10 protein-coding genes are annotated in these 11,567 nt (G+C 42.3%); 6 read left to right on the top strand and 4 right to left on the bottom strand.

Features of this window, described 5'->3' with window-relative positions; genetic code table 11:
• Positions 1–279: transposase (locus ACVBIO_RS03605; RefSeq protein ID WP_447171988.1), on the top strand; the 279-nt coding region annotated here is incomplete at its 5' end.
• Here the strand turns inward: ACVBIO_RS03605 and ACVBIO_RS03600 are convergent.
• The gene (locus tag ACVBIO_RS03600; RefSeq protein WP_447171987.1) at positions 276–1,622 is read right to left on the bottom strand and encodes a DUF6923 family protein; all 1,347 of its coding nucleotides are present in this window, start codon (positions 1,620–1,622) and stop codon (positions 276–278) included. The two genes, ACVBIO_RS03605 and ACVBIO_RS03600, sit on opposite strands and share 4 nt — an antisense overlap.
• Before the next feature lie 366 nt (positions 1,623–1,988).
• Between ACVBIO_RS03600 and bshA the strand changes: the two genes are divergently transcribed.
• Genes bshA through ACVBIO_RS03585 form a run of 3 tightly spaced genes read left to right on the top strand, consistent with a single transcriptional unit; the run spans position 1,989 to position 6,230 of the window.
• On the top strand, positions 1,989–3,164 hold the full coding sequence (gene bshA / locus ACVBIO_RS03595) for an N-acetyl-alpha-D-glucosaminyl L-malate synthase BshA (RefSeq protein ID WP_447171986.1): 1,176 nt from the start codon (positions 1,989–1,991) through the stop codon (positions 3,162–3,164).
• Positions 3,161–5,365 (top strand): cation:dicarboxylate symporter family transporter, encoded by a 2,205-nt coding sequence (locus ACVBIO_RS03590; RefSeq protein ID WP_447163765.1) that lies wholly within the window; start codon positions 3,161–3,163, stop codon positions 5,363–5,365. The genes bshA and ACVBIO_RS03590 overlap by 4 nt, the downstream gene beginning before the upstream one ends.
• 43 nt (positions 5,366–5,408) lie before the next feature.
• Complete coding sequence (locus ACVBIO_RS03585) at positions 5,409–6,230, top strand: hypothetical protein (RefSeq protein WP_447161139.1); 822 nt, start codon at positions 5,409–5,411, stop codon at positions 6,228–6,230.
• Between the two features lie 65 nt (positions 6,231–6,295).
• On the opposite strand, the gene ACVBIO_RS03580 is transcribed toward ACVBIO_RS03585, so the two are convergent.
• Positions 6,296–7,294, bottom strand: coding sequence for a lipid A deacylase LpxR family protein (locus ACVBIO_RS03580; RefSeq protein WP_447171985.1), 999 nt, complete (start codon positions 7,292–7,294; stop codon positions 6,296–6,298).
• A 262-nt stretch (positions 7,295–7,556) separates the two neighbouring features.
• Positions 7,557–8,117, bottom strand: a complete 561-nt coding sequence (locus tag ACVBIO_RS03575; protein ID WP_447161141.1) for a CBS domain-containing protein — start codon at positions 8,115–8,117, stop codon at positions 7,557–7,559.
• A gap of 297 nt (positions 8,118–8,414) precedes the next feature.
• Here ACVBIO_RS03575 and nfsA point away from each other — a divergent pair, with 297 nt between their 5' ends.
• Together nfsA and ACVBIO_RS03565 are read left to right on the top strand one after the other, a co-directional pair.
• Positions 8,415–9,137: an oxygen-insensitive NADPH nitroreductase gene (nfsA, locus tag ACVBIO_RS03570; RefSeq protein ID WP_447171984.1), complete on the top strand. Its 723-nt coding sequence runs from the start codon at positions 8,415–8,417 to the stop codon at positions 9,135–9,137.
• Positions 9,138–10,194: 1,057 nt separating this feature from the next.
• Entirely contained in the window at positions 10,195–10,536 is a 342-nt protein-coding gene (locus tag ACVBIO_RS03565; protein WP_447161143.1) for a zinc ribbon domain-containing protein YjdM, read from the top strand.
• 358 nt (positions 10,537–10,894) lie between these two features.
• On the opposite strand, the gene ACVBIO_RS03560 is transcribed toward ACVBIO_RS03565, so the two are convergent.
• Positions 10,895–11,557, bottom strand: coding sequence for a hypothetical protein (locus tag ACVBIO_RS03560; RefSeq protein WP_447171983.1), 663 nt, complete (start codon positions 11,555–11,557; stop codon positions 10,895–10,897).
• Positions 11,558–11,567 lie beyond the last annotated feature (10 nt).

Below are 11,567 nucleotides of genomic sequence, written 5' to 3'. Positions count from 1 at the left end.
CATGCTGTAGTACTCATGGATGGTGCCGGTTGGCATTCAGACGGTATTGCAGATGAATTCAAAAATGTCAGCATCATTAAATTACCGCCCTATTCACCAGAGCTAAATTCAATTGAACAAGTATGGAGCTGGATGCGGCAACACTGCCTTGCTAATAGAGTTTTCAAAAATTATGAAGATATTGTCGATAGTGTTTGTGAGGCTTGGAATACCTTTACTGAGAGTTCAGAGCGAGTGACAAAATTGTGTTCTAGGGATTGGGCAAGTGTGACCAGTTAATTTTCCAGTTTGGTATAATTAATGGTCACGCCAGTTTCGGTAAGGGTTACCGGGTAATCTTCAACCTCACCGTCGCCAACACCACCTGTTGGAGTGATATCTTGTTGAGTACTGAGACGAAAGCGTGCCCAAGTTGGTCCGGCCTTCGCCCAGCTAGGAACTTCAATACTGAGGGTGTTGAGACCATTATCAAGTGGTTCACCTAAGATAATCTGTTCTTCTAAGTCAAACTCGCCGTTTTGATCCCAGTCAAACCAAGCATTAAGGTAGCCATCTCCACCGCTAGCAGTAACGAGTAGTATCGCACTCTCGCCAAGCTCAAACCCCGTAGGCATTGATACGCCATCTTCGTCATCAGAGCTATCGCTGGCATCATCGGAGAGTGGCGCGGCATAACCATCAGACTCATTATCGACACTCGCGCCTAAATAGAGATTATCGCTGATGTTGTGTCTGGCACCATTTGAGTTTAATCGGGTACCGTAAGAATCAGGAGCATCACCAAAGTCGACACTATCACCTACCACCACTTCTGCTAACGCGCAGCGGGCTCCATCGTTGGCTGATGAGGCTGGGCCATACGCAAATAACACCGCGCTTGGTGAAGCCGAATCAACGTTAACTTTGTAGATATTACCGTTACTGTTATTACTGACATAAAGGTTGCCATCAGGGTCAAAAAATTGTGCGCCAAAAATAAAGTTTCCCGAATTTGAGGTAATGACCACGCCTAAGTCGGTGGCTTCTGCACTAGCGGGGTCGATACGCAACAGCCTACCTGTAGATCCATTACTAATGCTGTACATGTAACCATCGGTAGGATGAAAGGCGAGGTCGGTAATATTATAGGTCGCATAGGCGGTACTGCCAGGCACTAAGGTCATGTTATAGCTTGCAGGGTTATCAAGAGGGATTTTGAATAACCCTTTACCTTTTCGATAGCCATACCAAACGTTTTCATTGATTGCGACGTCTCCGACATAGAAATTACCGGCACTCGCAGCGGTTGTATCTTTGGTAACAGAAAGGGAGATAATTTGATAATCGTTGCCGGCACGGCCTAATGATCCCGTTGCATAATCCCAACCGTAAATGTAGTTATCATGGTAATTAAACCCAACGCCGTTGTAGCCGTTGCCTGTCCCCATATCCTCAGATAACACCACATAGCTACCAGTTGCTAGGTTTACACCGTAGCTTTTGGGGGTATTAGATTGCTTCTGGATCACAAATGCTTCAGTTGGACAGGCACTAAAGGGAGCGGACGCGCTGACACTGGCAGAAATTAATAAGCTTAAAATTAATGGGGAGCAGCGTAATGGGATTGTTTTGGATATTTTCATAATGCATCTCTCACTGTCGATATTATTAATATATTCAGTGAAAGCATAAGCTGTGCCATTAATTTTTATTGTTTACTTTCATTGGTTTATTTGTTTTGAAAGATTAAGGTAAAGATCAGTTTTTGCATTTTGCAAATCAAAATATATGTGAGGAGTGAGGAGTGAGGTGTTAGATGTAAGAGTTGAGGGAAAGGTGTGACTCACCATATCGGCTCGAATGATGACATCAACCGCTAATATTCACCTTTATTTTCATGATAACTATTCATTAATAGCGTAAAAGGATTTACTTGGATTAAGTTCCTAATGATGCTAAGTTTTCTTTTGCTGTAACATTCTCTTAACTATTTTGGTGGTGAGGAATTTATGTCGAAGATGCGCATAGGGATAGTGTGCCACCCAAGTATCGGGGGCTCGGGGCTGGTAGCAACAGAATTAGGGTTAGGGCTTGCTAAGCTTGGCCATGAAGTTCACTTTATCTCCAGTGTTCGGCCTTTTAAATTGATAGAGGATTCAGAATGCTTATTCTTTCACTCCGTTGAAGCCATTAATTACCCCCTGTTTTCCGATCCTCTATATACATTTGCATTGACGGCTAAAATAGTGGAAGTGGTCGAGCAATTTAAGCTTGATGTTGTACATGCACACTACTCCATTCCTCACTCATTATGCGCTTATCTAGCGGGTGAAATCACCGAGCATAAGTTTCCAACCATCACGACTATTCATGGCACCGATGTGACGATTGTTGGTCAAGATAAACCTCTGTATCCACTTAATCGTTTCAGTATCCATAAAAGTAGTAAGGTCACGACGGTTTCGAGCTATCAACGTAACTATATATACAGTCATTTCGATAAAAGTAAGTCGATTGATGTTATTCATAATTTTATTGATTTAGACGTTTTCTCCCCCAAATTTGCAGACATTAATGTTCGACGTCAGTTAGCGAGAGACGATGAGAAAATCGTGATGCATGTGTCTAATTTTAGGCCGCTAAAAAACAGCGACACAGTGATCCGCTCATTTCACATGCTACTTAGGAAAGTCAAAGCTCGGCTGGTACTGCTCGGGAGTGGCCCTGATATTGATGGTATCAAGCAGCAATGTGAAAAGTTGGGGATTTTAAAGCATGTTGTCTTTGTGGGAGATGTTACCCATGTTGAGCATTATCTCCCTAATGCTGATTGCATGATCCAACCGAGTTATCGAGAGTCTTTTAGTATGGTGTTACTCGAAGCGATGGCCTGTGGCGTTCCAACGGTTAGCAGTAACGTCGATGGTGTTCCTGAAGTGGTAGACAATGGTAAAACAGGTTTTATGTTTGACCCTAATGATGCGTTAGGTATGGCCAAAGCCATGGAGGGCATCTTGACTGAACCACACACGCAACAAAATCTAGGCAAGGCTGGAAGAGCTCGAGCGGCTAAACTATTTAATCCAGAAGAGAAGATTTTACAATATCTTAAGTGTTATCAAGACGCCATTAAGGACTCTCAAACAGAGGTAGCCGATATGGGTCAGCAAGGAGGCATTACATGACCAGCAAAACTGCAGCAATAGCGCCAGAAAAAGAGTCTGCCGATAAGCCAAAACAAAAAATGAGTATGTCGACGTTGGTGTTATTGTCGTTTGCAGCAGGTATTGCTGCGGGATTGTTTTTTGGTGAGATGTTGGCCTGGATGTCGGTTATCGGTGATGCTTTTATTAAGCTGCTGCAGATGACCATTATTCCGTACATTATCGTATCTTTGATTTCTAGCTTAGGTAGCCTAAGTATGGAGCAAGCCAAATCTCTTGGCGTGAAAGTCGGTAAGTTAATGTTGGTTATCTGGGCTTTTGGTTTGCTGACGATGTACTTTATTAAGTACACATTTCCTGACTGGCAGGCAGGGGAGTTCTTTAGCCTGACAGCGCTTGAAGATCCTAATTCGATTAATCTGCTTGATATTTATATCCCTTCAAATCCATTCTTCTCATTATCAAATAGTTATATTCCTGCGATTGTTCTATTTTGTGTTGCAACGGGAATAGCGCTTATCTCTATCGACAATAAAGACTCGTTAATGAAGCCGATGCAGCTATTGGGTGAGTCGTTTAATAAAGTGACTCAAAGCATTGTAAAGTTGATGCCTATAGGCATTTTTGCCATGACTGCCGCAACAGCTGGTACCATGGATTTCGATGAGTTTCAAAAGCTGCAGGTGTATTTTGTTGCTCATGTAGTGATGACTATTATTTTAACTTATTGGGTGTTACCAGCCATTCTGGCCGTGATCACGCCATTTTCTTATCGCGATATAACCGGTATTGCTAAAGATGCCATGGTCACCGCATTTGCAGCGGGTAATATTTTTATCGTGATCCCGATTTTAATTGAGCGGACTAAAGAGTTATTCCATAAATATAATATTGGCAGTCAGCAAAGTGATGATTATGCCAATATCATCATTCCGGTTGTGTTTAGTTTCCCTAACCTCGGTAAGTTACTTACTATTGTGTTTGTCCTGTTTGCGGCGTGGTTTTCTGGCCAAGAGCTGGATTTTTTGACTTATCTGCCTATGTCATTAAATGGTCTGGTTAGCCTGTTTGGTAGTGTCTATTTAACTATCCCTATGTTGCTAGATTCATTAGAGCTGTCTTCTGACTTATTCCAGCTTTATATGGTTTCAAGTTTGTTTACCAGTCGCTTTACCTCGTTATTAGCAGCGATGAATATCTTTATTTTAGCGGTTGGCGGCACGGCAATGCTGGTGGGTGTCGCGAAAATCAGCATGAAGCGTTTAGTGATATACAGTGCGTTAACGCCAGTGTTTATTGGTATATGTTTGTTAGGCTCAAGTTGGTTATTGAGTTCGATTGTAGATACTGAATATGAGATGGATGAGGTGGTTGCGCAGATGAGCTCTGCAGAAAAAGTGCCGGATCAAGTGATCGCATACAGTTGGGGGGATGTCGCAGCAGCGAATGGGCCTCGCAGTGTACAACAGATAAGAGAAAGTGGTGTACTTAGAGTCGGCTATAACCCGATACAAGTGCCGTTTTCTTTCTACAATGCGGAGCAAAAGTTGGTTGGCTTTGATGTTGAGCTAATGAAAAAGTTAGCCCAAGAGATGGATCTAAGCATTGCGTTCATCCCTTATACTTTTGCTAATGTACTTGAAGGGATTAATCAAGGCCAGTTTGATATTGCGATATCGGGCTTGCAGATGACAACTCAGCGATTAGAGCTGGTGGGCTTTACTACGCCTGTACTCGATCTGCACTACGCCTTTGTGGTGAAAGACCATCGAGCCGATGAGTTTAAAACCGATAAATTGATCCAAGATGCGGGCAAAGTTCGCATCGCTTCTGTTGGCAGCTATTCAATCATTCCGCATTTAGAGGAGAAATTTCCTAACCTTGAATTTGAAACCATACAATCGGATAGGATGTTTTTTGAAGACGACGGTAATACATGGGATGGCCTGATGATAAGCCTAGAGGCCGGTAAAACCTGGACAATATTATACCCAGAATACACCACTCTTTATAATCGAGAAGAGATTAAATCATTTCCAGCATCCTATGCGGTGGCTCTTGACAATGGGTCATTACAAACCTTTTTAAACAGTTGGTTGGAGCTACAAAAGTCGTCAGGTTTTGTCGACAAGCTCTATGGATATTGGATTTTAGGTGAGAACGCTAAACCAAAACAGCCTAGGTGGTCGGTTATTAAAGATGTGTTGCATTGGGTAGATTAAGTGTCGATAAACAATGGGCCATAAATGGTTAGGAGTATAGCGGGTGAAAAAAGCGTCTTTGGTATTACTCATGTTGATGACTCACTCTACAGTCTTTGCAAGTGAAGAGTATGAGGTTGGCCCGGATTCCTATGATGAGGGAGAGCTGCAGTGGAACTATTTAATCGCTTTCCCCATGGTTTGGGCGCCAGATATCTCTGGCTCAATTGCTGCAGATAGCGAGCGAGTTGATATCGACGTGCCGTTTAAAGACATCATTGATAACTTGAACTTCGGTGTTATTGGTGAGCTGTATGCTCAGAAAGGGGATTGGCTCTATAGCCTTAGAGTTAATTACCTAAGGATTAAAAGTGATAGTCAGACCGAGGGCCTTAAAGGGCCCATCTCTGGCGGTATTATCTCCCCGGGTCACAATGTCGAAACCGATATGCATTTAGCCGTTAACGATTTGCTAGCGGGCTATGAAGTCGCGCCTGGCTTGCGTGTATTTACAGGTGTCCGGCATATCTTTAGTAAAATTGATTTAAATATAAAACCATTGAGTGATGATGGACTGATCAATATTAATACTCAGGTACCGATTGCGAATGAGCATCTGTTCGACTGGTTGGTGGGGGCCACTTATCGATATTGGATGACAAAAGCTTGGGGCGTGTCAGTAGGCGCCGATACTAAAATCTATGGTGACAATGATCGAGATTATGGCTTCAATGCCTCGGCTCTATATCGGTTCGGCGACCTACATAATGTGTGGATTGGTTATCGTTACCTGCAAATTGGCAATGACTCAGAAGTCGATGGTGTAAAATATCAGATGGACTTTGTTGAAAAGGGCCCACAGATTGGCTGGGCCTTTAGTTTTTAAGTGCCGAGTCAGAGGCGTGAAAAGGGCGTGAAAAGGGCGTTAACAGCGAGCTAAGCCTTATTGAATTACAACATAAAACTGTAACTCAATACGCCATAACCATGCCATTTATCAGGATCTGACTCATATTCCTTGGTGTAGAGATCGAAACTCCAACTGACAGACCAAGTGGGGAATGCCCAAATAACACCAGTGCTAGCTCTGGCTTGTTGGTGCTTTATCTGCAGGTACGAGTCATAGGGTAATGAGCCGTCAATAGTCAGGTCGTTGAAGCGGTATCCCGCTTGCGCACGGGCGTATACTGTCCAGCTACCATGTTGGCGTGCACTCGCGCTGTATTGACCAAAATGACCTGCATGGCTACTCAATTGGCCAAATGTTTTTGCTAAATCATCTCCCCAGCGTAGCGTAAGGCCAAGGCTCGCCTCTGAGCGAAAATTTCCCAACATATTATGGCTATAACCACTAAGTTCCCATTGGCTATCGTCAGTACTTTTTTGCCTAAATGCTAATGCATCAACCTCATAAGCCAGTTGCACAGTAAGTTGGTTTTCGACTTGATATTGCCATCCTTTAGGAGGGGTTGAAGAGGTAATTTTATGCACGAACTCTTGCATAGTCTGTGCACCCGACGCGGGGCCGATAACACCAATGCTAAACCAGTTCTTTTGCGCTAACGTCTCACTAAAGCTACCTGTAAAGCTTTCAAGTTCCAGTATGCCGGCGTAAGGACGTTCATTGGGCTGAGCATAGTCAAACTTAATCTCAGTTGGGGTCCACATCCTTTGATAGACTTTGGCCCCCCACTGGGCAGTATGGCTATGGCTGGAGAGCCGTAAACTTTTTTGCCAACTAAAGGGCCAAGGAGCTTGAGTAAAGTCTGCTTGAGGGAGAGCTTGCCAGCCAAATACAAACCCATTGGAGTAATCACCATCTTGACCAATAACCACGTCATTATCAAAACTAAAGTGCCATTGATCTGCTAAGGAGGGGCGGGGGATGAAAACCAGCACGCTAGCCAAACTAAGAGCACAACATGCTCGCAGGGGAGATAAGAAGGTCAATGCATGACTCCTCATAGGTCAGGAATGTATGATTTCAGGCTAGGATCTACATAACGCTAACGCACCTAGCATAGCCTTAAATCATTAAGCGGTGCAAGCGCTACTGGGCATGAGGGGGAAAGAGGCTGCGAGCCTGAGTAACAGTGCGGTTACTCAGGGGATTTTGTTAAACGCTGAGGATAAACGAAACGGTTTGACGTTTAGATTGATTAATCTCAGAGCTCAAGTTTATCGCTCTATGAATAGACTTGAGTTACCTAACTTATTTTGTTGCCTTAAATATTTGCATAAATGAAGGTGGCTGTTGGATATTAATTGGCACATTGAGTTTTCTGGCCACATCATTGGCGGAAATAAGCCCACGTATATGGTGCTTCTGATGGTCGATAACCAACATATGATGTAAACCATTCTCTTGTAAGGTCCTGACAACATCGCTGACATTGGCCGTCAGCACTTCTTGGAAATCAAGAGCCATTAAATCGTCACGCGCTACCATCATATCGGTAACTTGCAGCTCATTAATATGCATTGAGTGTTTTGCAGCAAGTTTCATCATCCTGTGTGGGGACAGTTCATGCTTGCTAATCACTCCTAGAAATTTATTATCTTTATCTACAACTAGTCGCATAAAGGCATGGGTTTTCTCCATAATCTCAGCGGTATTAATTGCAGTCGTCGAGGCGTCTACAACCATAGGTTGAGTGTGATCAAAATCAGTAAAGATAGTCAGGGCTGACTCGTTGAGATTGGTTTCATACTCTTTGGTTGACCACATAAGGTGATCGATAGAGGCAGTACTAAATAATTCGAGGTTTCGCATCAGAATACTCCATGACTAAAAATGGCTGACCGAGATGGCAGAATGTGATCTCCGTTCCATAATGACTAACCTATTCCTCAAGTGCCTGTTGGGTCAATAATTATGAATTACATTTAATTTTAGTTAAGCTTTTGATGTATCCGTTACCAAATCGATGTTTTTTTCTACTGTTTTAGGTTTTAGTTAAGTCGTATATGCGTAGTTAATACAGCTACTTATTGAATATAAAACCTTTTTCATTACCAGCGAGAGTAGCTGCTTGGCTAAGTCTTGTGAACATAAGAGAACCAACTGAATATGAATCAGACCATAGCAACAATTATACAGCACCGATCGATTAGGCATTTCACGGAACAGGCTATCGAAGCGCCAAAGCTTGAGCAGATTTTACGTTGTGCCAATGCCGCTTCTAGCTCAAGTTTTATTCAATGCTCCAGCATTATACGTGTGAGTGCTCCAGAGGTTCGGGCGCTGTTAGCCAAGCTCGCAGGTGGACAAAGTTATGTCGAGTCGGCAGCTGAGTTTTTAGTGTTCTGTGCTGATTTTAATCGCCATCATCAAATACATCCCGATGCACAATTAGGCTTTACAGAGCAAACTTTGATAGGGGCTATCGATACCGGTTTAATGGCACAAAATGCCATCATTGCAGCCGAATCTTTGGGGTTAGGAGGCGTATACATTGGTGGGATCCGCAATGATCCTGAGCAGGTGACAGCACTTTTAGGTCTGCCTAAAAACGTGATGCCTTTATTTGGCATGTGCTTGGGATATCCGGCCAATGTGCCTGAAGTCAAACCTCGTTTACCGCTGAGTATTGTGGTGCATCAAGATCGCTATCAAGCGATGGATAAGGCAATACTCGTCGTTTATGATCAACATGTTAGAGAGTACTACGCTGCTAGAAGTAGCAATAATAAACATGTTTCTTGGTCAGAACAGATCACATCGACACTGAATAAAGAGTCGAGGCCATTTATGCGAGCGTATATTAATAGCCAAGGGTTCAGCATTAAGTAACTACCTTATGGGATAAGTTTCAATTGATTCCGTTGTTGTTATTGTTGACCGTCTGAGAGGTTTGAACATAGTGCTTAAACGGTAAGGCTTCAGTTAGAATCTCTGCTCCTTCGAGCTAAGCGTAAACGCGCTTGAGTCAATGCTTTTAAACCCGTTTAGTATTTCATTAAAATAATATTTGAGAGCGCTAACAGGCTGAAAGCCTATTAAAACAATAAGCTATTTTCGCCCCATCTGAAATAGGGGGGAATTAGTGGTAAATATTGACTGTCAGCCCTGTGGCTGGGCGAAAATCGGCTATACTGAATAATGAAAAGCGTATCTTAGACAGTGACTATTTTGTAAGTAGTAAGTCTATTAGCTAAGCATTTATGAGAGTATGTAGTGTGTGTAAAGTGTGTGTGTAAAGTAAATGCAGACGTTAGCTAATATGTAGGTGTGAGGTCATGGCTCTAAGAGTAGCAACCGTGTAGTTTCTGGGCTTACAGCGCGGTCAACGAGGGATGTAGCATAACCCTGAGTTGTTGTATGTAATGGCTAACCCCGACGCGCTTTTCACTCATTCCCAAGGCTTACTTTTTTAGTAAGCCTTTTTTGTTTTCTGTTTGAGTTACTTCTGTTCAAAACGCTCCTTTCGTGTATTTATCTCAGGCTTGCTAACTGTCGAAGCTAGAAAGAGACGTGTGCGCTTTAAGCCATCTCTAGCAATCCAAGTTCAGATTATGGCGCTAATCGAATGTTGTCACATTCGGTGAGAGCTACATCAATATCTATCATTTGCTGTGATCAGAATCGTTGGCAGTGGTTTGCACGCGTTGAAAAAACAACTAGAGCTAGATAAGTTGAACGTAAATTAATCTGTTTTTGGTGGTTTTGTTAACTTGATCGAACTATGTCATATGTAAAATGCGGCCTGTTCACAAGACTAATTTTTGAGCCTAGCTGATATTCGAAATTTTTATTATAATGTGTCTTTAAAGGTGAGTCGTTTAATCGTCAGCTTTAGGTGTGACGTATTAATAGGATTCAACAAATAATTTATTAAAGAGAAAATGCCATGAGCGCTATCCCACCATGCCCAAAATGTGAGTCAATCTACGTATACGAAGATGGCTCAAACTTAGTTTGCCCTGAATGTGCTCATGAATGGAATCCAAACGAAGTTATCGTGGATCCAGACGCAATCATCTTAAAGGATGCCGTTGGCAACTTATTGGCTGAAGAAGACAAAGTAACACTAATCAAAGACCTTAAAGTTAAGGGTTCTTCGTTAGTACTTAAAGTAGGTACTAAAGCGGTTATTAAGCGTTTTGTTGATGGCGACCACGATATTGACTGTAAAGTTGATGGTCACGGCGCAATGATGCTTAAGTCTAAGTTCGTTAAAAAACAGAACTAATCGAACTGCCAAGCAGCTAGAACTGCTTCAATGTACAGAAGACCTGCCCCAGTGCAGGTTTTTTTGTGTCTAAAATTGGTGGTATCAATTATTTGTGTGGAAAAGTTGCAGATACAAAAAAGCCGCTAAACCCGTCTGGTAAGGGTTTAGCGGCCTTTGAAGGTTATTGCTAACCTAGTATTGGCGGGATGTTGTTCTGACGGGGCTCGAACCCGCGTCCAAAAAGCCTACATCCTATCTAATAGCCCGTAATAACGCGTGATTAGAATAATTTCAATATGTTACGGGTTGGCATCTGTTAGAAGGTGTTAGCCTTTCTAAATGGCTGCCGCCATTCTGTCGCCATTTGATATCAATTTTAGTTGATAAAATGTTGAGCCAATAGCTCGCTATAGTCTGGGTTGTCTTTAACCATCCATCGCTTAAAAGCGGTGAATTTGCTTTTGTTATTAACCTCCCAAATTAAGTCATTTAATTCTACTGGATTCTGTGTTTGTGTATATGAATCTAGTAAATCATGGAAGTCATTAAGCTCATCAATTAGTTCGTCTACGATAACTTCAGCACCTAACTTTTTGCAGGAAGCCGTCCCACTGTATATTTCAGATAGTAGGTTCACAGTGTCATCATTGATTGTGCTCGTTGGGAGCTTTTTTATAATAACTCTTTTTCCAATATCTGCGATTGGGTCTAAGTGAAACGACATATGTCGATCGGGATGTTCTGAAGTACAGTCTATTAGCCCTAGGTAATGATTAGACTTTATTGAGTTACAATGTTCACAAGCAAGGAAAAGGTTATCCCATGAGAACATTAAATTTCTATCTGCTCCTTTGTTATGGGGTCTAAAATGTTCTATGCGAGGAGAAGTTGTTTTTAAACCACACAAATAGCACTTTTTATGAAAGTCTGTTTTTAGTTGTACCCATACAGCAGGTAGTCGGTAATCATTGCTGCCGTTGTTTTTTCTAGTTTGTAAAGCTGCAGAAGGCCCAGGGATTGTCTTAGTAAAATGAATCATGATTTATTAC

The sequence above is a fragment of the Shewanella sp. 0m-8 genome (assembly GCF_052977265.1).
Note: the sequence above shows the minus strand (reverse complement) of the source record. Positions and strands in the feature narration are given on the sequence as shown.

Excerpts from the sequence above, each read along its gene's own strand:
- ACVBIO_RS03560 (WP_447171983.1), bottom strand. The coding sequence starts at position 11,557 with ATGATTCATTTTACTAAGACAATCCCTGGGCCTTCTGCAGCTTTACAA.
- ACVBIO_RS03575 (WP_447161141.1), bottom strand. The coding sequence starts at position 8,117 with ATGCGAAACCTCGAATTATTTAGTACTGCCTCTATCGATCACCTTATG.
- nfsA (WP_447171984.1), top strand. The coding sequence starts at position 8,415 with ATGAATCAGACCATAGCAACAATTATACAGCACCGATCGATTAGGCAT.
- ACVBIO_RS03565 (WP_447161143.1), top strand. The coding sequence starts at position 10,195 with ATGAGCGCTATCCCACCATGCCCAAAATGTGAGTCAATCTACGTATAC.
- bshA (WP_447171986.1), top strand. The coding sequence starts at position 1,989 with ATGTCGAAGATGCGCATAGGGATAGTGTGCCACCCAAGTATCGGGGGC.
- ACVBIO_RS03590 (WP_447163765.1), top strand. The coding sequence starts at position 3,161 with ATGACCAGCAAAACTGCAGCAATAGCGCCAGAAAAAGAGTCTGCCGAT.
- ACVBIO_RS03600 (WP_447171987.1), bottom strand. The coding sequence starts at position 1,622 with ATGAAAATATCCAAAACAATCCCATTACGCTGCTCCCCATTAATTTTA.